General features: G+C 65.5%; 26 protein-coding genes and 1 other RNA gene. 16 read left to right on the forward strand and 11 right to left on the reverse strand.

The window, feature by feature from the left end:
* Positions 1-79: 79 nt before the first annotated feature.
* On the reverse strand, positions 80-379 hold the full coding sequence (locus AC06E7_RS15530) for a hypothetical protein (protein ID WP_478065265.1): 300 nt from the start codon (positions 377-379) through the stop codon (positions 80-82).
* Between the two features lie 208 nt (positions 380-587).
* Here AC06E7_RS15530 and AC06E7_RS15535 point away from each other — a divergent pair, with 208 nt between their 5' ends.
* The 6 genes from AC06E7_RS15535 (at position 588) to AC06E7_RS15560 (ending at position 5,076) form a co-directional block, all read left to right on the forward strand.
* On the forward strand, positions 588-851 hold the full coding sequence (locus AC06E7_RS15535; protein WP_478065266.1) for a hypothetical protein: 264 nt from the start codon (positions 588-590) through the stop codon (positions 849-851).
* Positions 852-956: 105 nt separating this feature from the next.
* Entirely contained in the window at positions 957-1,391 is a 435-nt protein-coding gene (locus AC06E7_RS15540) for a BLUF domain-containing protein (protein WP_478065267.1), read from the forward strand.
* Between the two features lie 706 nt (positions 1,392-2,097).
* Complete coding sequence (locus AC06E7_RS15545) at positions 2,098-2,553, forward strand: BLUF domain-containing protein (RefSeq protein WP_478065268.1); 456 nt, start codon at positions 2,098-2,100, stop codon at positions 2,551-2,553.
* Positions 2,554-2,608: 55 nt separating this feature from the next.
* Positions 2,609-2,914 carry a hypothetical protein gene (locus tag AC06E7_RS15550; RefSeq protein WP_478065269.1) on the forward strand — a complete coding sequence of 102 codons (306 nt, stop codon included), beginning with the start codon at positions 2,609-2,611 and terminating at the stop codon, positions 2,912-2,914.
* 481 nt (positions 2,915-3,395) lie between these two features.
* The gene (locus AC06E7_RS15555) at positions 3,396-4,100 is read left to right on the forward strand and encodes a hypothetical protein (RefSeq protein ID WP_478065270.1); all 705 of its coding nucleotides are present in this window, start codon (positions 3,396-3,398) and stop codon (positions 4,098-4,100) included.
* A 406-nt stretch (positions 4,101-4,506) separates the two neighbouring features.
* A complete protein-coding gene (locus AC06E7_RS15560) occupies positions 4,507-5,076 on the forward strand; it encodes a hypothetical protein (RefSeq protein WP_478065271.1) in 570 nt (189 codons plus the stop codon).
* Between the two features lie 110 nt (positions 5,077-5,186).
* Here AC06E7_RS15560 and AC06E7_RS15565 read toward each other — a convergent pair whose 3' ends face one another.
* The 4 genes from AC06E7_RS15565 to smpB form a co-directional block, all read right to left on the reverse strand.
* Positions 5,187-6,413, reverse strand: coding sequence for a tyrosine-type recombinase/integrase (locus AC06E7_RS15565; RefSeq protein ID WP_478065272.1), 1,227 nt, complete (start codon positions 6,411-6,413; stop codon positions 5,187-5,189).
* A 161-nt stretch (positions 6,414-6,574) separates the two neighbouring features.
* Positions 6,575-6,967, reverse strand: a transfer-messenger RNA (tmRNA) gene (ssrA, locus tag AC06E7_RS15570).
* Positions 6,968-7,078: 111 nt separating this feature from the next.
* The gene (locus tag AC06E7_RS15575; protein ID WP_210132311.1) at positions 7,079-7,435 is read right to left on the reverse strand and encodes a hypothetical protein; all 357 of its coding nucleotides are present in this window, start codon (positions 7,433-7,435) and stop codon (positions 7,079-7,081) included.
* A 69-nt stretch (positions 7,436-7,504) separates the two neighbouring features.
* Entirely contained in the window at positions 7,505-8,008 is a 504-nt protein-coding gene (gene smpB, locus AC06E7_RS15580; RefSeq protein WP_068851133.1) for an SsrA-binding protein SmpB, read from the reverse strand.
* A 56-nt stretch (positions 8,009-8,064) separates the two neighbouring features.
* On the opposite strand from smpB, the gene AC06E7_RS15585 reads away from it, so the two are divergent.
* Entirely contained in the window at positions 8,065-8,493 is a 429-nt protein-coding gene (locus AC06E7_RS15585; RefSeq protein ID WP_478065273.1) for a type II toxin-antitoxin system RatA family toxin, read from the forward strand.
* Positions 8,494-8,496: 3 nt separating this feature from the next.
* Positions 8,497-8,754 carry an RnfH family protein gene (locus AC06E7_RS15590; RefSeq protein WP_478065274.1) on the forward strand — a complete coding sequence of 86 codons (258 nt, stop codon included), beginning with the start codon at positions 8,497-8,499 and terminating at the stop codon, positions 8,752-8,754.
* 50 nt (positions 8,755-8,804) lie between these two features.
* Here AC06E7_RS15590 and AC06E7_RS15595 read toward each other — a convergent pair whose 3' ends face one another.
* Positions 8,805-9,200: an outer membrane protein assembly factor BamE domain-containing protein gene (locus tag AC06E7_RS15595; protein ID WP_184123985.1), complete on the reverse strand. Its 396-nt coding sequence runs from the start codon at positions 9,198-9,200 to the stop codon at positions 8,805-8,807.
* 104 nt (positions 9,201-9,304) lie between these two features.
* On the opposite strand from AC06E7_RS15595, the gene fur reads away from it, so the two are divergent.
* A complete protein-coding gene (gene fur / locus AC06E7_RS15600) occupies positions 9,305-9,721 on the forward strand; it encodes a ferric iron uptake transcriptional regulator (protein WP_068851145.1) in 417 nt (138 codons plus the stop codon).
* Between the two features lie 90 nt (positions 9,722-9,811).
* Here the strand turns inward: fur and AC06E7_RS15605 are convergent, their stop codons facing one another.
* Entirely contained in the window at positions 9,812-11,044 is a 1,233-nt protein-coding gene (locus AC06E7_RS15605; protein WP_478065275.1) for an SGNH/GDSL hydrolase family protein, read from the reverse strand.
* Between the two features lie 96 nt (positions 11,045-11,140).
* Here AC06E7_RS15605 and AC06E7_RS15610 point away from each other — a divergent pair, with 96 nt between their 5' ends.
* Positions 11,141-12,058 carry a LysR family transcriptional regulator gene (locus tag AC06E7_RS15610; RefSeq protein ID WP_478065276.1) on the forward strand — a complete coding sequence of 306 codons (918 nt, stop codon included), beginning with the start codon at positions 11,141-11,143 and terminating at the stop codon, positions 12,056-12,058.
* Between the two features lie 45 nt (positions 12,059-12,103).
* On the opposite strand, the gene recN is transcribed toward AC06E7_RS15610, so the two are convergent.
* Positions 12,104-13,768 carry a DNA repair protein RecN gene (recN, locus tag AC06E7_RS15615; protein ID WP_478065277.1) on the reverse strand — a complete coding sequence of 555 codons (1,665 nt, stop codon included), beginning with the start codon at positions 13,766-13,768 and terminating at the stop codon, positions 12,104-12,106.
* 92 nt (positions 13,769-13,860) lie between these two features.
* Here recN and hrcA point away from each other — a divergent pair, with 92 nt between their 5' ends.
* The 6 genes from hrcA (at position 13,861) to AC06E7_RS15645 (ending at position 21,005) form a co-directional block, all read left to right on the forward strand.
* Positions 13,861-14,928, forward strand: coding sequence for a heat-inducible transcriptional repressor HrcA (hrcA, locus tag AC06E7_RS15620; RefSeq protein WP_478065278.1), 1,068 nt, complete (start codon positions 13,861-13,863; stop codon positions 14,926-14,928).
* A gap of 82 nt (positions 14,929-15,010) precedes the next feature.
* Complete coding sequence (gene grpE, locus AC06E7_RS15625; protein ID WP_478065279.1) at positions 15,011-15,526, forward strand: nucleotide exchange factor GrpE; 516 nt, start codon at positions 15,011-15,013, stop codon at positions 15,524-15,526.
* 130 nt (positions 15,527-15,656) lie between these two features.
* Entirely contained in the window at positions 15,657-17,591 is a 1,935-nt protein-coding gene (gene dnaK, locus AC06E7_RS15630) for a molecular chaperone DnaK (RefSeq protein WP_068851160.1), read from the forward strand.
* A 160-nt stretch (positions 17,592-17,751) separates the two neighbouring features.
* The gene (gene dnaJ / locus AC06E7_RS15635; protein ID WP_068851162.1) at positions 17,752-18,879 is read left to right on the forward strand and encodes a molecular chaperone DnaJ; all 1,128 of its coding nucleotides are present in this window, start codon (positions 17,752-17,754) and stop codon (positions 18,877-18,879) included.
* Positions 18,880-18,987: 108 nt separating this feature from the next.
* The gene (gene pdxY / locus AC06E7_RS15640; protein ID WP_336443363.1) at positions 18,988-19,896 is read left to right on the forward strand and encodes a pyridoxal kinase; all 909 of its coding nucleotides are present in this window, start codon (positions 18,988-18,990) and stop codon (positions 19,894-19,896) included.
* Complete coding sequence (locus AC06E7_RS15645; RefSeq protein WP_478065280.1) at positions 19,893-21,005, forward strand: prephenate dehydrogenase; 1,113 nt, start codon at positions 19,893-19,895, stop codon at positions 21,003-21,005. The genes pdxY and AC06E7_RS15645 overlap by 4 nt, the downstream gene beginning before the upstream one ends.
* Positions 21,006-21,121: 116 nt before the next feature.
* Here the strand turns inward: AC06E7_RS15645 and AC06E7_RS15650 are convergent, their stop codons facing one another.
* The 3 genes from AC06E7_RS15650 to AC06E7_RS15660 all read right to left on the reverse strand — a co-directional run bounded on the left by AC06E7_RS15650 (position 21,122) and on the right by AC06E7_RS15660 (position 23,746).
* Positions 21,122-21,310 (reverse strand): hypothetical protein, encoded by a 189-nt coding sequence (locus AC06E7_RS15650; RefSeq protein ID WP_093534349.1) that lies wholly within the window; start codon positions 21,308-21,310, stop codon positions 21,122-21,124.
* Between the two features lie 68 nt (positions 21,311-21,378).
* Entirely contained in the window at positions 21,379-23,145 is a 1,767-nt protein-coding gene (locus tag AC06E7_RS15655; protein WP_478065281.1) for an ABC transporter transmembrane domain-containing protein, read from the reverse strand.
* On the reverse strand, positions 23,138-23,746 hold the full coding sequence (locus AC06E7_RS15660) for an IMPACT family protein (protein ID WP_068854632.1): 609 nt from the start codon (positions 23,744-23,746) through the stop codon (positions 23,138-23,140). The genes AC06E7_RS15655 and AC06E7_RS15660 overlap by 8 nt, the downstream gene beginning before the upstream one ends.
* Positions 23,747-23,749: the final 3 nt, after the last annotated feature.

Consider the following 23,749-nt stretch of genomic DNA (forward strand, 5'->3'; position numbering starts at 1 on the left):
GTTGCGAACAACACCAGATTACTGCCGGAGAACGGGCATCGCCTGTTGGAGAAGCATTCGCATTTCGCCGAGGCGAATGTCAGTCGGTGCCGGATGACCGGCCGGGGATTAGCCAGCGCGCTTGGCAGTTGTCCCCTTCGGTGCGCGCCAGGAACTCCTCAAAGTGGGCGTTGGTGATGACCTGACGGGTGCCGCACTCGCTGCAGTAGAGAATGACGCCGCCGTTGAGAATCTCGAGGTCCGGTGTGTGATTCGCCTCAACGATGTGCTCGCAGTTAAGGCACATGGCTGTCACGGATGTCACTTCGGATAGGGGCCCGCGAGTAAATTTGAAATTGGCCGATACGTGCTTGATTAGGAAAAGGCCGGTATACGGCATTGGTTGGTCCTGTGTAGAACGCGGAGGTGCCAGCCGAGTAGGCCTGTTTCTGAGTTCACTCACGGTGAGAGCGAAGTCGCCTTGGCGTCTGTTCTTCGTCCTGTGATGCGCACTGGAGTCTTTAGCAGTAGGATCTGAACCTGTTCATCAGGCTCAAGGCCGGCACTTGTCCACTGACACACCCACCCACTTGGCGCGGATGATCGGGATGATCGTCGTGACAGAGGCCGCCATCGACACGGCCGTCGAGGCCGTGCGCTACCAAGGGCTTCAGACCGCTGGGGAACTGCTGCAAAGTAGGCTCGAAGAGATGAGGGGCGGGATCATGGCGCGGCTGGACGCGGCCGGCTTGGGAAGCAGCTATCTGCAGGCGGCCCAGGATGCCTTCGACCTTTGTGCGCAAAGGATCTTGGCGGGTGTCGAGGCCGGTGAGCACAGACCTGCTCTTTGGCCGGCTGGCGGAACCGGGTAACGCGGGCCTTGCACAAGATTGCGCCCTTCAAACGTTGCCAAGTCAGGCATATACTGGGCCTCCCGCCCCCGCCCAAAAAAATGGATGAGAGAATAGGGGTCTCGCATGTCGCTTCAAGCAGTCGCTTATGCAAGCCTGGCGGTGCCACGCCTGAGCACTTCGGAATTGGACCAACTTGTCCAAGCGGCGTCTTTGCACAACCGCCTAGCCGGCGTCTCCGGTCTGCTGCTCTTTGATGGATCACGCTTCCTTCAGTACATCGAAGGGCCGGACAGCGGGATCGCCGTCGTCTATTCCCGCATCCTGGCTTCTCGCTTCCACACGGACGTGATCGAGCTTGCCCGCAGTCGCGTAGGGGAACGCCGCATGCCGTATTGGGCTATGCGCTGGCTCCCGACCGATAAAGCTAGATTCAATGAGGCCGCTTTCAGCGACTGGACTAGCCTCGTGCCTCGGGGGAAGCCGGGGAGTCGAGCCGCTAAAAAGGGCATCGATCACCTCGCTGAGCTTGCCGCGCCTCATCTCTCCTGTCCCGGGTAGATTCGCAGAGACTTCACACCCGCAGGTGCACATTTTTGGCCGACAACGGGGGAGACGCTCACCCTTCATGGGTGGGGTTTCCATGATGGAAGGACCCGGATATTGCAGGTGACCTGATAGGTCTCAAGTCGGTCGCTCCGCCAAGCAGTCGACTTGAAGACCTTTCAACTTGGGTAGGTTGCAGGCGCAGCAGGAGCTGAAGGCCGATAGCCAGAGTTGCCCAAGAGGGTCGAGGAAATGCGGCGGGGGCCGCTACCTGCATATCCGGGTTGGACTATCAGGTGCCAGGCAGAGATCAAGCTGAGCGCTTAAGCTTTAGGCTCTTGTTGCAGCGGCCTCTGCAATGCAGACTCAGGCCGGGAGTAGTTTCGGAAATCGAAATGGCAACAGAGCAGTCGCCTGAGTCTTTTCACAGTGTCACGTTGTCGGTTTCGGGGAAGTCCTACACGGCCAACATCTGGAGAGGCGGTCCGACGCAATGGCGGCTGCTTTCGGTAAAGATTGAGAGCTCCAGAGAGTTCGAGGTGAGGTTGCCTCCGTTTCTTTCCTGTAGAGCAGCCCTCGAAGAGGCGGAGAAGATCGCGATCAAGGGGGTTGCGGACGAAGGCTTGCCACGTCGCTACGCGAGATTGTAGGCCGCTGGTGAGCGAGGCGCGGACGGGGTGGGGAATGCTGGCTGGGGAAGTTAGAACAGGGGGAGGGCGGAATGCTGATACATGCCATTGCCTATAGCAGCTGGGCCGCTACCGGTCTGAGCCTCGATCAGGTGGGCCAACTCGCCCGGAATGCCGCAGCGAACAACCTGATCATGGACGTCACGGGGGTGCTCCTGACCGACGGGAACCGATTCCTTCAGTACTTGGAGGGGCCCGAAGAAGCGGTAAAGGTCGTCTACAGCCGAATCATCACCGCCCGAAGTCACACCGACATGGTGGAGCTAGGTCGGAGCAAGACCGGGCTCAGGCGATTCCCATCGCGGCCCCTGCATTGGCTTCCGGTGGAACCTGAAGACCTCCGCATCGCGATCGTCAGCGATTGGCGCGGCCTGGGGCATCGGACGGAGGTCGATATGTTTCAGGTTCCTACTGGCATTGACCGAGTCATGCAGCTCGTCGATCCCCTTCTGGGGATTGAGATCCCCGATTTCAGCTCGCCTCTGTGAGGCCCGGCCGCAGGGGTCGCAGGATTTGAGAGCCGGACCCGTAGGATTCCGCGCCATGCTTCCGCCCGATTTCCGCTGGCACTCCGTCGGCACCGCAACCTTCGACCAGCCCAACTCCCTGCTGCTGGACAGCACCGAGGTGCTACGCCTGCACCGGCGCATAAACGATGGCACCTGGTGGATCAGCCTGAACAACCAGCGAGATGACTGGAACCTCCGGAAGCACCGCGACTGCAGCAGCTACGAACAGGGGAAGCTCGGGGCCGAACTCTGGGCCGAGCGGCACCAGGTGCGGCTGCGCGCGGAAGTCGACCAGCGCATGAAGCACCTGCGCATCCGTAAGCCTTTCATGATGCGGTAACTCTGCGGCATTCATCTGCCGTTGCCTTTTGACATTTTCACTCTTACAGCTGGTCCGCCTAGCGGCTTTGCCGGATCCAAGACCCTCTAATATCGACAGGTCGGCAGCTCTTTTGGACTCCACAAGGTGGCCCGGCCCTCGGGCGCTCAACACCTCTGGAAGCGCGCCCGACGCCGAGCGACGAGTGGTCAGGGGCCGGGGCGGTGAATCGCGCCGTCGCGAGGTCACAGGGCTGATAAGCAGGCCATGTGCGGAGCAGCACCCCATGCTGGAAGCGGCCGGCTGCGCGCAGACGCCGGCGACGTAGACTAGGTAAATCAACAACTTGGGTTCGCTGCGAGCCCGAAGGATTCAGGAAATCCCAGCGTAGCGGTCAGCCCCGTTGTGTTTTTATTCATCTTGGGCTAGAACTTCCAAGCGGGATCTCTGTCGTACAATGAGTGTTTGGCGATAGCGATGCACTTAGGAGCGGGGAAAGGGAATGACTAAGAGTCTGGACGGATTTCAGGTCGCAATGTTCTTTAGCCAAGGGAACTCATATGACGTGGAGAAGCTGTGTGAGGCGGCAACCGGCGCGTTGCCAGACTCTACAGAACGTCAGAAGACGGCCGGGGTCACAATCGCGACAATAACGGAAGGGCAGCTGCAGATTCGTTTTGTTCTTAATCCGATTCGGTGCGATATCCACTTCATTGCCCAGCCGTTGCAAGACAGTTCCGGCCCCTTTCCGGTGACGCAGTCGTACGGCGAGGTCTCAGCGATTGCGCTACCTATTGTTCAAAAATCCGCAGACTATCTGGAAAAGCTGCAAAGAATAGGCTTGGTGGTCGCTAGAGTTGAGCGTTGTTCGTCCCCGGCGGCGGCGCTAGCAGCGCTTAAGCGCTCGTTGCCGTTTGAGTTCGGCGCGCCGCCATCCTCGGAAGATGTTGCGGTTCAATACAACGTGCGTCGTGAGGTTATAGCAGGTAGTCACAAGCTGGAGTTAAATCAACTGCACCATAAGTCTATCGGGACCGCACAAATGATTCACGTTGGGCCGGAAGGTGCGAATGTGCAAACGTGGTCTGCCTTCCGCGACTCGCTTGACGTGAATACTACTGGCATGGGGCCTGAGCTGCATGGGGCGCGACTCACTACAGCGATTGGCGCCTTATTTAAAACCATGGATTCTGCGATGGTGGGCTGATGAGCGTTTCTCGTGAGTTCAAACCGATGGCCTTTTGGCTTAGCCAAAAATCAGCGAGCTTGGAAAAGACGTCGCGGGTCTTAGCTGTGGCGAATCGGGTGCTTAACGTGATGAGCAGAGACCCGGACGTAAATCCTAAGTCTTTGTCGATCGCTTCAGCGTTCCTGTGTTCCTTGGAGAGGCGAGGCCTCGGTGCAGCCCCGATCCCCTCTGTGGATGCAGATGGGGATGTCGTCCTCACATGGTCCCATGGCAACCTTCGCGGAAGCGCCATGATCACGGAAACCGGTATTTCCAGCATTGTTAGCGAGGGCAGAGATATAGCCTACCTAACTGAGGAGGTTCCGGTGACTGAGAAGGCGATTGAAGATTCGTCATTTATTACGATGTTGGGAGTGGGTCAAGGATGGCAGCCGAATATCCGAAGTTCATCGCTGACGTGGACTCTGTCTGGCGACAAATTTTCGAGCCAAGAATGCTTGAGGAATACCCTAACGTTTCCGGCGCCTCGTATCCCTCACAGTTCAAATTTGCCGAGAAAAACGGACGTAGAGTCGAGTCCGTCATCTGGGGCGAAGCTTCTAACGTGGAAGCATGTCACGAGCTCGGAGTCCTGAAGGCTGAGCGAGACGCAGCTCTGAAAAAGGAAAAAAAGCCCGATCTTGCCGATGATGAGGTTCCTCGGTACGTTGGGTTCTTCCCTGTTTTGGTGGGCAGGGTTAGAGGTAGCTATCAGGCGGACGACATGTATTGCGAGCCTGGAGTCTTCGAAGTTGAGCATGAGCCTGAGAACGGCGTCTATGCACACTCTCATATCGTTCTTCTCGATGGCTTTCTTGAGCTGATTCGAGTAAGGATGGAAGGTAAGCTGGGCCCGAAGCTTGCTGCCATCTTGGATCAAAAGAAGGCGAGGCAGCATGCAATCAATATGCTCGTCGGGGTGGTCGAACACGCTGGGATGAGCCGCACAGCTTAGCGGCTGTGAGGGAGGGGCGGCACTGATGCACTGGGCTTCGTGCAGTTTGCCGCATTGTCTGGGTTCCATGAGGGCGTCCAGTTCCCTGACGTTTCGAGCGGCTGGGAAGCTCATGCCGCAGCTTGGCCGGGTCGCGGTAGCACGGGAATGCTCGCGCGAAGCCGATCTAAGTAGTCCGCCCATTCCTGCATCATCCGCGTCCGCTCCACCAGATGCGTGGTGCGGTTGTAGGCCCGGCCATTCGGATCCTTGACCGCATGCGCCAGCTGGTGCTCGATGATGTCCGGCCTGTAGGCCAGGACCTCATCCAAGAGCGTCCGCGCGGTCGCCCGGAAGCCGTGGCCGGTGACGGTGTCTTTGTCGAACCCCATGCTGCGCAGAGCCGCCAGCACCGCGACCTCAGACATGGGGCGGGCGTCCGAACGCAGGCCCGGGAACACGTAGGGTCCGGCGTAGTCCGTGGGGAAGGTTGCCTTCAGCGTCTGCAGGATGGCGACGGCCTGGCGTGCCAGCGGCACGATGTGGGGCTGCCGCATCTTCATGCGGCTGGCGGGGATGCTCCAGAGCCCAGCGTCCAGGTCGATCTCGGCCCATTCCGCGGCCCGCAGCTCACCGGGTCGCACGAATACCAGCGGCATCAGCTGCAGCGCAGCCCGGACGACCGGCGTGCCGGTGTAGGCGTGCAGGGCGCGCAGCAACCCTCCCAACTGGACCGGATCCACCACCGCCGCATGGTTCTTCTCCGGCGCGGGCACCAACGCACCGCGCAGGTCTGCCACCGGGTTCCGTTCCGCGCGGTCGGTGGCCACGGCGTATCGCATCACCTGGCCGCAGTTCTGCATTACCCGGTGGGCGGACTCGAATGCCTCGCGCTCTTCCATCTTGCGGGCGATGCCCAGGAAGTCCGACGCGCGCAGCTCAGTCGCCCGTCGGGCCCCGATGGCTGGGAACACGTCGTTCTCGAACCAGGCCTCGACCTTCTTCTTGTAGCCGGGCACCCACTGCCTGCCGCGCAACCACTCCCTCGCGATGACCTCGAAGCTGTCCGGGTCGATGCCGGCCCTTGCCGTCGCGGCCGCCTTCCGCTGAACGCCCGGATCCACCCCGGTGGCCAGCAGTCGACGAGCATCGTCGCGGGACGCACGGGCCATGGCGAGGGTCACGTCAGGATAGAGCCCGATCACCAGCAGCTTTTCCTTGCCGGCGACGCGGTACTTCCAGCGCCAGCTCTTGGCGCCGGCGGTGGTGAGGAACAGGAACAGGCCACCGCCGTCGGTCAGCTTCTGGGGCTTGTCGGACGACTTGGCGCGACGGATCGCGACGTCGGTCAGGGGCATGGGGGTATCGGGTTTGGGAGCGGGGCGGATACCCCAAGATATACCCCCACAGTCGCATGGCCTGCAACGGATACGCCCGGACTGCTCTGGACAAAAAGAAAGCCGAGAGCCCCGTTTTATAAGGATCTCTCGGCTTCTTTGGGTCCTCTCAGACCCTTCGTTGGTGGAGGTGGGCGGAATTGAACCGCCGTCCGAAGGCACTCCATCCCCAGTTCTACATGCTTAGCTCACCGTTTGGTGTCGTCCTGTGGCAGTACGGTGTGCGAAACGCACCCCAGGATCAGCCTGCTTTAGGTTAGGTCGCGACTGACAGGCAGCCATCGCAACCGATTCCATGATAATGACCCTACACCGACGAGCATGGACACAAGTGGGTTCGGGGCTCCGCCTAAGTCGGCAGAAGGTAACTCAAACAGCTTTTAGGCTGCGAGAGCGACCGGAGCGTAGTTGTCGTCGTTGGCAACTAGAAGTTTGCTGCTGGATTAACGAGGAAAGCTGCCCCCTCGGCATGCACCAAGTGACTTCACAACCCCCGTCGAAACCAATGCACCCCCGGTTTCTTCAAGAACTGCAAGGCGTCTGGCGACCCAGACGTTACTTGATGGGACTGATCCTACTCCGATTCAGCTGAACAGTCACCTGAAAACGTCACGGCCTTGTCGGATCTACCGGCCTTCGCGCTGACGCTTGCTGTCGGCCTGGTGCTTGGCCCGGACCTTGCGGTCGTGGTTCTGCGCGTTGCGCTGGGTCATGGCCTGCTTGCGGGCTTCGGGTTCGGCCCGGGCCATCAGGGCCTCGATCCGGGCGACCAGGCGGCGGTGCTCGAGCGAGTCGTAGCTCTGGGCCTCCGAGGCGACGCGCTTGGCGTTGCGCAGGGTGTAGGTCAGCACCTTGAGCAGGGCGGCCGGGTCCATGGCGCGGGCCAGTTCGCCGAAGATGGTCTCGTAGGCGGCGACGTCGGCCTGCAGCGTGGCGATGGAGTCCGCGCTCGGGGCGGTCTCCTGGGGGATTTCCTGGGTCACGCGGTGCTCCGGACAGTTGGGGCGGGTAGGGCAGCCAGGCAGGGCCCGGCTCTACGGATGGGGTGAATCTCAGGCGTCGCGGTTGTGGCGGCGCATGGTGCGCTGCTTTTCGCGGGCCCAGTCGCGGTCCTTTTCGGCGTCGCGCTTGTCGTGGGTCTGCTTGCCCTTGGCCAGCGCCACTTCCAGCTTGATCTTGTTCTTGCTCCAGTACATCGCCGTGGGGACGATGGTGTAGCCGTCACGTTCGACCTTGCCGACCAGCTTGTCGATCTCGCTGCGGTGGAGCAGCAGCTTGCGCTCGCGGCGGTCGTTGGCCACCACGTGGGTGGAGGCCTGGATCAACGGGGTGATCTGGGCGCCGATCAGGAAGATCTCGCCGCTTTTGACGTAGGCGTAGGCGTCGATGATGTTGCCGCGCCCGGCCCGGATCGATTTCACTTCCCAGCCCTGCAGGGCCAGGCCGGCCTCGAAACGGTCCTCGAGGGTGTATTCGTGGCGGGCACGCTTGTTGAGCGCGATGGTTTTGTTGGCCGTCGCGTTCTTTGCTTTATCCTTGCCGCTGTTCTTGCTCATTTACCTATTGTCTCCGATTCGGGCCCCCGCGGTCGATTCGCCAGCCAAGCCTTCGCATGCCAACCATCAAACGTAGTGCCCTGGTCGAACATTCGGCTGCCCGCATGTTCGACCTGGTCAATGATATCGAGGCCTACCCGCACCGCTTCCGGTGGTGCTCGGCGTCGCAGATCCTGGAATCCGGTCCGGACCGGCTGGTGGCGCGGCTGGACCTGGGGTTGGGGTCGTTTTCCACCTGGTTCATGACCGAAAACACCCTGCAGCGCCCGCACCACATCGACATGCAGCTGCGCGATGGCCCGTTCAAGCGCCTGCACGGCCGCTGGGAATTCCATGCGCTGGCCGAAGATGCCTGCAAGGTCACCCTCACCCTGGAGTTCGAACCCAACTCACGCCTGTTGGGGCCGGCGCTGGCACTGGGCTTCCAGGGCCTGGCCGACCGCATGGTCAATGACTTCGTCCGCGTCGCCGACGACCAGGACTGAGCCGTGATCCGGGTGGAAGTGGTGTTGGCCTGGCCCGACCGGGCCGAGTCGCGCCCGTTGGAACTGGCTGAAGGCGCCACCGTAGCCGACGCCATTGCCGCCGCCGCCATCGAGGGCAGCGGGAACTGCCCGGCCGTGGCCGTGCATGGGCTGCTGGCCAAGGCGAGCCAGGTGCTCAACGACGGGGACCGCGTGGAATTGCTGCGGCCCCTGCTCGCGGATCCGAAGGACAACCGGCGCAAGCGGGCCCGCGCGCGCTGATGCCGCGTCGCCACCCGCCCGGTCAATGAAGTGCCGGGCGGTGCGCCGGATCAGCGGCTGCGCTGCTTCTTCTTGTCCTTGGCCAGGTTGCGGCCGAACTGGCGCACCTGGTCCCGGGCCAGCTGGGCATCGTCGTTGGGGAAGTAGTCGCCTTCCCAACGGGTGACCTGGTCGCCTTCGAAGAACACCACGAAGTTCTTCACTTCGGTGCGGCCGAGGCGGTCGAGCCGCTGGCTGGCGGTGTAGTCCCAGCGCTGGGCGTGGAAGGGGTCGTCAATGGAGGGGGTGCCGAGCAGCGCGTTGACCTGCTGCTTGCTCTGGCCCACCTGCAGCTGACCGACGGCCTGCTCCCGGATCAGGTTGCCCTGATAGATGGGTTGCTTATAGATGATGCCGCAGCCCGTGGTGGACAGGGCAACGGCGGCGACCAGCAGGAGATTGCGCATCGGGGAATGGCGTTTTGGGAAATCCAGTCGATGATACACTCCGAACGTGTCGCCGCGACCCAATCCGAGGCAGCTGGCGCTAAATCGCCAATGAACGGAGACTTATGGAAACCCACGACCTGCGCAAAGTTGGCCTGAAGGTGACCCATCCGCGTATGCGGATCCTTGCCCTGCTTGAGCAGCGCGACGCCCAGAAGCACCAGCACCACATGACGGCCGAAGACATCTACCGCCAGCTCCTGGAGCACGGTGACGAGATCGGCCTGGCGACGGTTTACCGCGTGCTGACCCAGTTCGAGGCCGCCGGCCTGGTGCTGAAGCACAATTTCGAAGGCGGCCAGGCCGTTTACGAACTGGACCGGGGCGGCCACCACGACCATATGGTGGATGTGGATTCGGGCAAGATCATCGAGTTCGAAAGCCACGAGATCGAAGAACTTCAGCGCAAGATCGCCGCCGACCACGGCTACGAGCTGGAAGAGCACTCGCTGGTGCTCTACGTGCGCAAGAAAAGGAAGTGACGGCGTAGCCGTCACGGTAGCTACCGACCGTTGGTCGGTAGACCTTTAAAAAAGAACCCGTAAAAAGAACCCGGGCCGCCCCCGGGTTTTTTACTGCCCGAACACCGCCAGGTCCACCGCCTCGGCCATCGCCCGGTTGCCGGCATCGCCCGGGTGCAGGTGGTCGCCGGAGTCGAACGCGGGTGCCAGCCGGGCCGGGTCGGCCGGATCGCGCAGGGCGGCGTCCAGGTCGATCACGGCATCGAACGGGGCCTCCTCGCGCAGCCAGGTATTGAGCTGCTGGCGCAGGGCGTCCTTGTCCGTGGCGTAATAGTCGTCCAGCGGGGTGCCCGGCAGCGCCCCGGCAAACGGGGTAAGGGTGGCGCCGATGATCCGCACGCCGTGGGCATGCGCGCGCTCGACCAGCTGGCGGTAGCCGGCCTGGAGTTCAGCCAGCGACGGTCGCGGCTGGTCGCGGGCGAAGGCGGTGCCGGGCCAGCTGATGTCATTGATGCCGACGAGCACCACCACGCTGGCCACGCCGGGCACGCCCAGCACGTCGCGCTGGAACCGGGCCAGCGCCGAGTCGCCCATCCCGTCACGCAGCAGCCGCCCGCCGGAAATGCCAGCGTTGACCACTGCCATTCCCTGCGCCGCCAGCCGGGCAGCCAGGTGGTCGGTCCAGCGCTGGTCGCGGTCGAGACTGGCGGTGGCGCCGTCGGTGATCGAATCGCCGATCACCACCACGGTGCGCGCCGCGGCCGGCGCCTCCACCTCGATCCCGGTCAGGAACAGCCGCGCGGTGGTGGGGGTGCTGCCGCGCAGCGCAACGCGGCCGGTCTGGTCGCCCGGGGCGATCGCACTGGTCTGGCGCCCATCCCAGTGGAAGGTCTGCAGTGGCGTGGGACCGGCAACGTACACGTCGACCTGCACGGCCTGCTGGGCGGCAATGGGCAGGGCAAGCGGGTCGCTCAGACGGTCCTGGCCGGGCGGGATGTCGGTGCCCGGGTGTCCATCAAAGGACAGCGCGACCGGCGCTGCCCCGGCACTGCCGGCCACGCTGGCTGCGTCGATCCGCAAGGGCGTGGTGCCGTAGGCATTGCTCAAGCGCACGCGCAGCCGTGGCCCGCCCAGGCTGATCCGCGCGGTCTGGCGGAAGGTCTGGTTGTCCAGCACCTGCGGGATACCGGTCGGAAACAGGAAGTCGTCGTCCCAGACCGGCTGCGGGCTGGCCTGCCAGCTCGCAACCCAGTGCGGTGGCGGGGGGGCACCAGACGCGGCGGCGGACGTCGCGGCTGAAATGGTGAGCAGAGTGCCGGTGGCAAAGCGGATCAAGCGGTTCATGCGGGCCATCCCGTGGAAGAGGAGGCCATGGTGCGCGGCGGACCATCTGTGAAATAGACTGGCCATGGACAATCATCTGTGAACTGAATTCATCCCATGCCCACACCCGACATCAATCGCTCCGGCCAGCTGGAGATCTTCGTGCGGGTGATCGAAGCCGGCAGTTTCTCGGCGGCGGCTCGCGCGCTGGACATGAGTCCTTCGGCGGTCAGCAAGCTGGTAGCGCGGCTGGAACAACGGCTGGGCACGCGGCTGCTGCAGCGCTCCACCCGCCAGCTGCAGCTGACCCCGGAAGGCTGCGCGTTCTATGAGCGTGGCCTGCGCGTGCTGGCCGACCTGGACGAGGCCGAGCGCTGCGCCAGCGCGCATGCCGAACCGCGCGGGCGGCTGCGGGTGAACAGCAACGTGCCGTTCGCCCACCATTTCCTGCTGCCGCTGCTGCCGGCCTTCCTGGAGCGGCACCCGCAGGTGGGGGTGGACCTGATGCTGACCGATGAGGTGATCGACCTGCTGGAGCAGCGTACCGATGTGGCGGTACGGGCCGGCCCGTTGAAGAGCTCCAGCCTGGTTGCGCGGCGGCTGGGCAGTACCCGGATGATGATCGTGGCGGCGCCGACATACGCAGCCAGGCATGGACTGCCCGGCGATGCGGCGGCGCTGTTGGCACACAACCGGCTGGATATCGGTCACGCACGGGCACAGACCGGCTGGCCGGTGCGCGAACACGGGCAGGTGCTGACGGTGCCGACCGGCGGCAACGCACGTGCCAGCGATGGCGAGGCGTTGCGGCGGCTGGTGCTGGGCGGCGCGGGCATTGCGCGGCTGGCCGCGTTCCAGGTGCAGGCCGATGTCGCCGCCGGAAGGCTGTTGCCGGTACTGGAACAGGCCAATCCGGGCGACCTGGAAGATGTGCACGCGGTGTTCGTGGGGCAGGGCGGTTACCTGCCCCTGCGGGTGCGGGCGTTCCTGGATTTCCTGGTGGAACAGGTGGACCTGGCCAAGCCGTTGGCGTAACCCGGTCAGGCCATCGGCAGGTACCCACCGTTGGTGGGTACGCCGTCAGGTCTCCTGCAGGAGTTTGCGCGCGGCCGCGCGGGCTTCCTTGCTGACTTCCACGCCGCCAAGCATGCGCGCCAGCTCTTCCTCGCGGGCCTTGGCATCCAGCTTCTCCACCGCGCTCTGGGTCATGCCTTCCACCGGTGCCTTGCTGACCCGGTAATGGGCGTGGCCCTTGGAGGCGACCTGCGGCAGGTGGGTAACGCACAACACCTGCCGTTTCTCGCCGAGCGCGCGCAGCTTCTGGCCGACGATATCGGCCACCGCGCCGCCGATGCCGGAATCGACTTCGTCGAACACCATGGTCGGCACCGCATCCAGGCCCAGTGCGGCCACTTCAATGGCCAGCGAGATGCGTGAGAGTTCGCCGCCCGAGGCCACCTTGCGCAGGGCGCGCGGCGGCTGGCCGGCGTTGGCGGCCACCAGGAATTCAACGCGCTCGGCGCCGTTCGGGTCCGGCCTGGCGGCCGCGTGCGGTTCGATCTCGATCAGGAACTGGCCCCCGCCCATGCCCAGCTCGCCGATCAGCGTGGTGGTGGTCTCCGACAGCGCCTTGGCCGCGGTGGCGCGGCTGGCACTGAGCGTGGCCGCCACGGCCTGCCATTGGGCGGCCGCGCGGTCGATCTCGCCGGCCAGCGCCTGCAGGCGGGTATCGGCACCGCGCAGCTGCTCGACTTCGGCTTCCATCGCATCGCGGTGATCGGCGAGGCCTTCCATCGGCACGCGGTGCTTGCGCGCCAGGTCGTGCAGACGGCCGAGGCGGCGTTCGATGTCCTCGAACTGCTCCGGATCGGCGTCGAGGTCGTCGTGGACCCGGTCGAGCAGGGCCAGCGCTTCGTGCAGCTGGATGACCGCGCTGTCCAGCAGCGCGTCCACCTCGCCCAGGCGGGTGTCGTGTTCGGCCACGCGGGCCAGGTCATGCCGGGTCTGCTGCAGCAGCTGCAGCACGGACACCTCATCGTCGCCATTGAGCCGGGCGGCGGCCACGTCGCAGGCGCTGACCAGCGCCCCGGCGTGGGCCTGGCGGCGGTGGCTGCTGCCCAGGGCGGCGATCGAGGCGGGCTCCAGGTCTTCGCGCTGCAGTTCGCCCAGCTGGTGTTCCAGGAAGCCGATGCGGTCGCTGACATCGCCCTGTCGCGACAGCGACTCGGCTTCGTCGACCAGGGCCTGCCAACGGCCAGCGGCCTGGCGCACCTGGACGCGCTCGGCCTCGTTGCGGGCGTAGGCGTCCAGCAGCGCCAGCTGCGAGGGCCGTGCCAGCAGCGCCTGCTGTTCGTGCTGGCCGTGGATTTCCACCAGCATGCCGGCCAGCTCGGTGAGCTGGGACAGGGTCACCGGGCGGCCGTTGATCCAGGCGCGCGAGCCGCCGTCGGCACGGATGATCCGGCGCAACTGACACTGCTCCTCGTCATCCAGTTCGTTGTCGCGCAGCCATTGCCGGGCCGGGGCGTGTTCGCCCGTCGCGAACTCGGCCGACAGCTCCGCGCGCGCCGCGCCGTGGCGGACCACGCCGCTGTCGGCGCGCAGCCCGGACAGGAAGCCCAAGGCGTCAACCATCAGCGACTTGCCTGCGCCCGTCTCGCCGGAAACCACGGTCATGCCTGCGCCGAATTCCAGTTCGGTGGCGCGGACAACGGCAAAATCCTTGATCGATAGATGTCTGAGCATGGTATTGGGTTCTTGAGCCGCGCAACGCTAGCATGGGTGGGGCAGGCAGTGTTCCTGCCATTATCCAACGTCGCGTCTCACAGGTTGATTCCATGCACCCTTCCGCGCCCCATCTTGCGCCGCGCGCCCGCCATCTGCTGCGGACGCTGATCGCGCGCCACATCCAGCACGGCGAGCCGGTCGGCTCGCAGACGCTGGCGCGGCTGGCCGGGTTGGATGTCAGCCCGGCCACCATCCGCAACATCCTGGGTGACCTGGAAGACCTGGGCCTGCTCAGCTCGGCGCACGTCTCGGCCGGGCGGGTGCCCACCGCGCATGGCTACCGGGTGTTCGTCGACAGTCTGGTCAAGATGCAGCCGCCCGGCGAAAGCGAGCTGAGCCGCCTGCGCAGCGAGCTGTCCACCGGGGCGGGCACCCAGGCGCTGCTCGGCAGTGCCTCGGAGCTGCTGTCGGCGATGAGCCATTTCGTCGGCGTGGTCGGCGCGCCGCGGCGCGAACAGTTCGCGTTCCGCCACATTGATTTCGTGGCGTTGGATGCGCGCCGGGTGCTGGCCATCCTCGTGTTCGCCGACAACGAGGTGCAGAACCGGGTGATCGAGCCCAAGCGCAGCTGGGAGCCGGCCGAACTGGAGAAGGTGGCCAACTACCTCAATGCCCATTGCGCCGGCCGCCCGCTGGCCGAGATCCGCGCCACCCTGCTGGTGGAGCTGCGCCAGGCGCGCACGGAAATGGAGCAGCTGCTGGCGCACAGCGTGGAGCTGGCCGAGCAGGCGATGGCGCCGCCGGCCGACGACATGGTGCTGGCCGGGCAGACACGGCTGATGGGGGTGCAGGACCTGTCCGACCTGGACCGCCTGCGCGAGCTGTTCGACCTGTTCGCCAGCAAGCGCGAGATCCTGCAGCTGCTTGAGCGCACCATCCAGGCCCCGGGCGTGCGCATCTTCATCGGCGAGGAAACCGGGGTGATGCCGCTGGAGAACGTCTCGCTGGTGACCGCCCCGTACTCGGCCGGCGGCCAGGTGCTGGGCGTGCTGGGGGTGATCGGGCCCAAGCGGATGGCCTACGACCGCATGATTCCGCTGGTGGAGGCCACCGCCCAGGTGCTCGGTGCGGCCCTGGATGCCCCGGCCGGCGGCGGATTGTCCCGGGATCGCACCTAAACACGCCCCCAGCTCTTGAATCGGGTCCGGCCGCCCACATTGGGGTGGGTGGAGGCGGAGAGTCACCGCCAAGGATCCGGAAATGAACCAAGATCAGCCTGATATCGCATCCCAGACCCCGGTCGGCGACGCCGCCACGGGCGATACCCTGCAGCAGCAGCTCGATGCCCTGCACAACGAAGTGGCGCTGCTCCGGTCCGAGTCGCTGCGTGAGCGCGCCGACCTGGACAACCAGCGCAAGCGCGTGGCCCGCGACGTTGAACAGGCGCGCCGCTTCGCCAACGAAAAGCTGCTGGGCGAACTGCTGCCGGTGTTCGACAGCCTGGACGCCGGGCTCAATGCCGCCGGCGCCGAACCGAGCCCGCTGCGCGAAGGCCTGGAGCTGACCTACAAGCAGCTGCTCAAGGTCGCGGCCGACAACGGCCTGACCCTGCTGGACCCCACCGGCCAGACCTTCAACCCCGAACACCACCAGGCCATCAGCCAGGTCGACGCCCCCGGCGCGGCGCCGGGCAGCGTGGTCCAGGTGTTCCAGAAGGGCTATCTGCTCAACGATCGCCTGCTGCGGCCGGCCCTGGTCGTGGTCGCCCGGGACTGACCTGAACGCGTTTGGCCGCCATCGGACACAGCGTTCGATGGATGGGTTGAAAGTGTCAGCAGCGCCCCACACATCCCATTCATAACCCGGCAGCTGCCGGATGTTCCCCAAATTTTCAGGAGTCTCCCTCATGGGCAAGATCATTGGTATCGACCTCGGCACCACCAACTCGTGTGTGGCGATCATGGACGGCGGCAAGGCCCGCGTCATCGAAAACGCGGAAGGCGACCGCACCACGCCGTCCATCGTCGCCTACACCAAGGATGGCGAAGTGCTGGTCGGCGCCTCGGCCAAGCGCCAGGCCGTCACCAACCCGAAGAACACCTTCTACGCCGTGAAGCGCCTGATCGGCCGCAAGTTCACCGACGCTGAAGTCCAGAAGGACATCGCGCACGTGCCCTACGGCATCCTGGCCCACGACAACGGCGATGCCTGGGTGCAGACCAGCGATGCCAAGAAGATGGCGCCGCAGGAAATCTCCGCCCGCGTGCTGGAGAAGATGAAGAAGACCGCCGAAGCGTTCCTGGGTGAGACCGTCACCGAGGCCGTGATCACCGTGCCGGCCTACTTCAACGACAGCCAGCGCCAGGCGACCAAGGACGCCGGCCGCATCGCGGGCCTGGAAGTCAAGCGCATCATCAACGAGCCGACCGCTGCTGCCCTGGCCTATGGCCTGGACAAGGGTGACGGCAAGGACCGCAAGATCGTGGTGTACGACCTGGGCGGCGGCACCTTCGACGTGTCGATCATCGAAATCGCCAACGTCGACGGTGAGAAGCAGTTCGAAGTGCTGGCCACCAACGGCGACACCTTCCTGGGCGGCGAAGACTTCGACAACCGCGTCATCGAATACCTGGTGGACGAGTTCAACAAGGACCAGGGCATCGACCTGCGCAAGGATCCGCTCGCCCTGCAGCGCCTGAAGGATGCTGCCGAGCGCGCCAAGATCGAGCTGTCGACCAGCCAGCAGACTGAAGTGAACCTGCCGTACGTCACCGCCGATGCTTCCGGTCCGAAGCACCTGAACATCAAGCTGACCCGCGCCAAGCTGGAAGCGCTGGTGGAAGACCTGATCAAGAAGTCGATCGAGCCGTGCCGCATCGCCCTGAACGATGCCGGCCTGCGTTCGAGCGACATCAGCGAAGTGATCCTGGTCGGCGGCCAGACCCGCATGCCGAAGGTGCAGCAGGCCGTGACCGAGTTCTTCGGCAAGGAACCGCGCAAGGACGTCAACCCGGACGAAGCCGTGGCACTGGGTGCCGCGATCCAGGGCGGCGTGCTTGGCGGCGACGTCAAGGACGTGCTGCTGCTGGACGTGACCCCGCTGTCGCTGGGCATCGAAACCATGGGCGGTGTGTTCACCAAGATCATCGAAAAGAACACCACCATCCCGACCAAGGCCTCGCAGGTGTTCTCCACCGCCGAGGACAACCAGTCGGCCGTGACCGTGCACGTGCTGCAGGGTGAGCGCGAACAGGCCCGCTACAACAAGTCGCTGGCCAAGTTCGACCTCTCCGGCATCGAGCCGGCCCCGCGCGGCCTGCCGCAGGTGGAAGTGTCCTTCGACATCGACGCCAACGGCATCCTGCACGTGTCGGCCAAGGACAAGAAGACCAACAAGGAACAGAAGGTCGAGATCAAGGCCGGTTCGGGTCTGTCCGAGGACGAGATCGCGCGCATGGTCGCCGACGCGGAAGCCAACCGCGAAGAAGACAAGAAGTTCCACGAGCTGGTCCAGGCCCGCAACCAGGCCGACGCACTGATCCACGGTACCCGTACCGCGATCAACGAACACGGCAGCAAGGTCGGTGGCGATGTCATCGGCAAGGTCGAATCGGCCCTGGCCGACTTGGAAACCGCGATGAAGGGTGACGACAAGGCCCAGATCGAAGCCAAGTCGAAGGTGCTGGAAGAAGCCGGCCAGTCGCTGTTCGCTGCATCGGCCGCGGCCGAGCAGGGCGGTGCCGCACCGGGTGCCGATGCCGGCGCCGGCAACAATGGCGGCGCGCACGACGATGTGGTCGACGCCGAGTTCACCGAAGTCAAGGACGACAAGAAGTCCTGATCCGGACACGACGCGGGACGTTGCGCAGGCAACGTCCCGTTGTCATTCCACTGGGTCCTGACCGCCGTACCCCGGTGTGCCGGGGCGCCCGACGAAAGAGCGGACCTGGTTCCGCTCTTCCGCTTTGACGAATCCCGACTTCCGGATACTGATTCACACCATGAGCAAGCGCGATTACTACGAAGTGCTGGGTGTTACCCGCACGGCGACCGAAGAAGAACTGAAGAAGGCCTATCGCCGTTGCGCGATGAAGCACCACCCTGACCGCAACCCCGGCGACAGCGCCGCCGAAGCGGCCTTCAAGGAGTGCAAGGAAGCCTACGAAACCCTGTCCGATGCCAACAAGCGTCGCATGTACGATGCCCACGGCCACGCGGCCTTCGAGCACGGCATGGGCGGTGGCGGCGGCCCGGGTGGCCCGGACATGGGCGACATCTTCGGCGACATCTTCGGCAACATTTTTGGCGGTGCCGGCGGCGGTCCGCGCCAGGCGCGTCGCGGTGCCGACATCGGCTACGTGATGGAGCTGGACCTGGAAGAAGCGGTGCGTGGCATCGAGCGCCGCATCGAGATTCCGACCCTGGCCGAGTGCGACGACTGCCACGGCAGCGGCTCGGACGATGGCAAGGTCGAAACCTGCAGCGTGTGCCGTGGGCAGGGCCAGGTGCGCATCCAGCGTGGCATCTTCGCCATGCAGCAGGCCTGCCATAACTGCAATGGCCGCGGCCAGATCATCCAGAACCCCTGCAAGACCTGCCACGGCAATGGCCGGGTAGAGGAAGACAAGGTGTTGTCGGTCAAGGTGCCCGCGGGCGTCGACACCGGCGACCGCATCCGCCTGGCGGGCGAGGGTGAGGCCGGTCCGGCCGGCACGCCGCCGGGCGACCTGTACGTGGAAGTGCGGGTGCGCGAGCACGCCATCTTCCAGCGCGATGGCGACGACCTGCACTGCGAAGTGCCGATCCGCATCTCGCAGGCCGCGTTGGGCGACACCGTGCGCGTGGCCACCCTGGGCGGCTATGCGGAAATCCGCATCCCGGCCGAAACCCAGACCGGCAAGCTGTTCCGCCTGCGCGGCAAGGGCGTGCGTTCGGTGCGCAGCCGCAGCGAAGGCGACCTGTACTGCCGCGTGGTGGTGGAAACCCCGGTCAACCTGACCGCCGAGCAGCGCAAGCTGCTGGAACAGTTCGAAACCACCTTCACCGGCGAAGAAGCGCGCAAGCACTCGCCGAAGTCGGCGACCTTCATCGATGGTGTGAAGGGCTTCTGGGATCGCATGACCTCGTAAGCGGTTGGTTCCATCGGTAACGAAAACGCCGGGCACGTCCCGGCGTTTTTGTGCCTGCGATTCAGCGGGCAGGTACCGGCCGTTGGTCGGTACGCTCTAAAATGGGCCATGAACGATACCCTCGAAAGCCATCTGGTCCATGGGCGCCGCCAGCGCCCGGACGGTCCGTCGCCGGTCGACGTCATCTCGGTCCAGTCGCAGCTGGTCTACGGACACGCCGGCAACAGCGCGGCGGTGCCGCCGCTGCGTGCGCTGGGCGTGCGCGTGGCCGAAGTGCCGACCACGTTGCTGAGCAATGCGCCTTTCTATCCGACCACGCGCGGCCGCGTGCTGCCGGCCGACTGGTTCGCCGACCTGCTGCTGGGCGCCAGCGAGCGCGGCCTGCCGGCACGCGCGAAGATGCTGGTGTCGGGCTACTTCGGCAGCGTCGGCAATGGCGCGGCGTTCGCCGACTGGCTGGACACGGTGCTGCCGGCGTCGCCGCAGCTGCGCTACTGCCTGGACCCGGTGATCGGCGATACCCACACCGGTCCTTACGTGGAGCCGGGCCTGGAAACCATCTTCGCCGAGCGCCTGCTGCCGCATGCCTGGCTGGTCACCCCGAACGCGTTCGAGCTGGGCCGGCTGACCGGCATGCCCAGCCTGGCCGAGGCCGATGCGATTGCCGCCGCGCAGGCGCTGCTGGCACGCGGGCCGGAATGGGTGCTGGCGCACAGCGTCGGCGGCGACCCGGGTGAGCTGGTCACGCTGGCGGTCAGTCGCGATGCGATCTGGCGCTGGTCCTCGCCGCACCTGCCGGTGGACGTGGCCGGCACCGGCGACGTGCTGATGTCGCTGCTGGTGGCGTTCCTGCTGCGCGGTGAGCGCTTCGAGCAGGCACTGTCGCGGTCGATCTCGGGCGTACACGCCGCGCTGGAGGCCACCCTGGCCAACGACCACGAAGAATTCGACGTGCTGGCCGCCGCACCGGCCGCGCTGGCGCAGCCGCACCGCTTCCGCGCCGAGCGGCTGGCGTGAGCCTGCGCCCGGTTGTCGGCATCGTCGGCAGCGCCGGCGCGTATGGGCGCTGGCTGCGCACGTTCCTCGAGCAGCGCCTGGGGCTTGAGGTGATCGGGCATGATCCGGCCGATCCGCAGTCGGACGATCCCGAAACACTGCTGGAGCGCGCGGACGTGCTGGTGTTCTCCGCGCCGATCCGGCACACGCCCGCCTTGATTGCCGATTACGTGAAGCGTTCGGCCGGCCGCGAAGCCGGCCGGCTGTGGCTGGACGTGACCTCGGTGAAGAGCGAGCCGGTGGCTGCGATGCTGGCTTCGCAGGCCGAAGTGGTGGGGCTGCACCCGATGACCGCACCGCCCAAGGCACCCACGCTGAAAGGCAGGGTGATGGTGGTATGCGAAGCGCGCTTGTCGCACTGGCAGGCGTGGGTAAGCGGGCTGTGCGCGGCGCTGGAAGCCGAGTGCGTGCGCGCCACGCCCGAACACCACGACCAGGTGATGGCGCTGGTGCAGGCCATGGTGCATGCCACCCATCTGGCCCAGGCAGGGGTGCTGCGCGAATACGCGCCGCTGCTCGGGCCGCTGTCGGAACTGATGCCGTACCGGTCGGCTTCATTTGAACTCGATACCGCGATCATCGCGCGCATCCTCTCGCTCAACCCCGCCATCTACGAAGACATCCAGTTCGGCAACCCGCATGTGGCGCCGATGTTGGACCGCCTGCTGGGCCAGTTGCAGGCCCTGCGCAGCCAGGTGGAGCAGGGCGATGATGCCGCGCGCGCCGCGTTCCGTGAGCGGCTGCTGCAGGACAACCGCGAGCACCAGGGCAAGGCGCTGCTGGAGGCGGGCAATTACACCTTCGAACGCGTGGGCTACCTGCTGGCCGACCTGACCGAGCGCAACGCGATCAGCGTGCACCTGCCGGAAGATCGCCCCGGTTCATTGCGTGAGCTGCTGCATGTGTTCGAACGGCATGGGGTCAGCCTGGCCTCCATCCACTCCTCGCGCACGCCAGGCGGCGAGGTGCATTTCCGGATGGGATTCGTGGCTGGCAGTGACCGGGATGCGCTGCAGCGGGCGGCGGTGGAAATTGACGCCAGCGGCGTCGGGCGGGTGCTGCCGCGCTGACAGCCTGTCGCATTCATCCACAGGGGGTGTGGATGAAATGCGGACAAGCATGTGGATAACCGTGCGCAGCCCCCGTGGGGCAACGCTGTCAAGATGGGTGGCGAATAATTGACCAGTCAGATGGTCAGGGTGAGCTCGCCACCGCTGGTCCGGAACACCCGACCCTCACGCACCAGGTGACGGCCATCGGCCAATTCGTAACGGACGTGCGGGTCGGCAGCGGTATCGCCGGCCTCGTCCTTGAATTCGATGACCACATGGTCTTCGCCATTGGCATCGATCGCGGGAAACTGACGGAACGACATCAAACACCTCCTGCAGCAGGTTCATGGGGCGCTGCCACCATGCAACCTGCCGCGTTATCGGTGCGTCATCAATCGATGAACTGCAGCTTGGCCAGTTCAGCGTACAGTCCACCTTCGGCCAGCAGCTCGGCGTGGGTGCCCTGCGCCACGATCCGCCCGTGGTCCATGACCACGATGCGGTCGGCCTTGAGCACCGTGGCCAGCCGGTGCGCGATCACCAGCGTGGTGCGCCCCGCCATCAGCCGCTCCAGCGCCTGCTGCACCGCACGTTCGCTTTGCGCGTCCAGCGCGCTGGTGGCCTCGTCCAGCAGCAGGATCGGCGCGTCCTTGAGGAGCGCGCGCGCGATCGCGATGCGCTGCTGCTGGCCGCCGGACAGGCGCGCACCGCGCTCGCCCAGCTCGCTCAGGTAGCCGTCGGGCAGCGCCTGCAGGAAGTCATCGGCTTCGGCCGCTTCCGCGGCACGCTGCACCTCCTCGTTGCTGGCTTCCAGCCGGCCGTAGCGGATGTTCTCCAGCGCGCTGCTGGCAAACAGCGTGGGCTGCTGCGGCACCAGCGCCATCTGTGCGCGCAGCTGCGCCGGATCGACCCGGCGCACGTCCACGCCATCCACCAGCACGCTGCCGGCGGCAGGATCATGGAAGCGCAGCAGCATCGACAACACCGTGCTCTTGCCAGCGCCCGAGGGCCCGACCAGCGCCACGGTTTCACCCGGGCGCACGTGCAGGTCGAAATGGGCCAGTGCCGCGGTGTCAGGGCGCTGCGGGTAGTGGAAGACCACGTCCTGGAAGCGGATCTCGCCACGCAGCGGGGTGGGCAGCGGCAGCGGGTCGGTCGGTGCGGTGATTTCGATGTCTTCGTGCAGCAGCTCGGCGATGCGCCCCATGCCGCCGGACGCGCGCTGCAGTTCATTCCACACTTCGGCCAGCGCACCGACCGAGCCGCCGCCGATCAGCGCGTACAGCACGAACTGGCCCAGGGTGCCGGCCGTCATCCGGCCGTCGTTGACGTCATGCGCACCCAGCCACAGCACGCCCACGATGGCACCGAACACCAGCACGATGGCGGTGGCCGTCACCAGCGACTGCGCGCCGATGCGGCGCCGCGCGGCGCGGATCGATTCGGCCAGTGCTTCATTGAAACGGTTGCGTTCATACGGTTCGCGCGCGTGCGCCTGCACCGTGCGCACCGCGCCCAGTGTTTCGGCGGCCAGGCTGTTGGCATCGGCGATGCGGTCCTGGCTGGCGCGCGAAATGCCGCGCACGCGCCGCGCCCCGATGACGATCGGCAGCACCGCCAGCGGAATGCCGACCAGCGACCATGCGGCCAGGCGTGGGCTGGTCACGAACAGCATCACCAGGCTGCCGACCACGGTGACGCTGCTGCGCAGCGCGACCGACATGGTGGAACCAATCACGCTGCGCAGCAGCTCGCTGTCGGCGGTCAGCCGCGAGACCAGCTCGCCGCTGCGGCTGCGGTCGTGGAAGCCGGCGCCCAGTGAGATCAGGTGCGCATACAGGCGGCTGCGCAGGTCGGCCACCACCTTCTCGCCCAGCAGCGAAACAAAGAAGAAGCGCGCGGCCGTGGCCAGCCCCAGCACCACCGCCACCAGCAACAGCAGGGCGAACGCGCGGTTGATCTGCCCGTTGCCGCTGAACCCGTGGTCGATCATCAGCTTCACCGCCGGGGGCAGGCTCAGCGTGGCGGTGGAAGAGACGGCAAGCGCCACCAGCCAGGCCGAGAACAGCCCACCGTGCCGGCGCACGAACGGCCACAGCGTGCCCAGGCTGCCAAGGCGGCGCAGCGCCGGTTCCGGTGCGGAAGAGGGTTCAGTCATGGACAAGGCCTGGTTCGGTGCGCGGATGCACGCGGATACGATCACGGGTGGCGTCGCGCAGGCGGGTTTTCAACGGGTCGGCCTGATCGGCGGGAAGGCGGACGTGCAGTTCCACGCCCGAGGCGGTGAACGTTTCGTCCAGTTTTTCGGCCAGGTGCGCTGCCAGGGCGGCATGCAGCGCGCCCAGGTCCTCGAACGCGGCCTGCACGGTCAACTCGGCCAGCGCCACCAGCGGCAGCCGTGGCGCGGTGCGCAGGCACTCGGCGGCAGTGCCGCCATAGGCCCGCACCAGCCCGCCCGCGCCCAGCTTGATGCCGCCGTACCAGCGGATCACCACCACCATGACGCGATCAAAGCCCTGGCCGTCGATCGCCGCCAGGATCGGGCGACCGGCGGTGCCGGCCGGTTCCCCGTCGTCGCTGGACCGGTATTCGTTGCCGTGCCGGTAGGCCCAGCAGTTGTGCGTGGCGTCGGGCACCGCGACCTGCTGCAGGAACGCCAGTGCGTCTTCGGCAGAGCCGATCGGCGCGGCATGCGCGACGAAACGGCTGTGTTTGATTTCCAGGCTGTGGCTGACGGCGGTGGCGAGTGTATCGGGCATCCC

This window comes from Stenotrophomonas sp. Steno-Z4 (assembly GCF_056393145.1).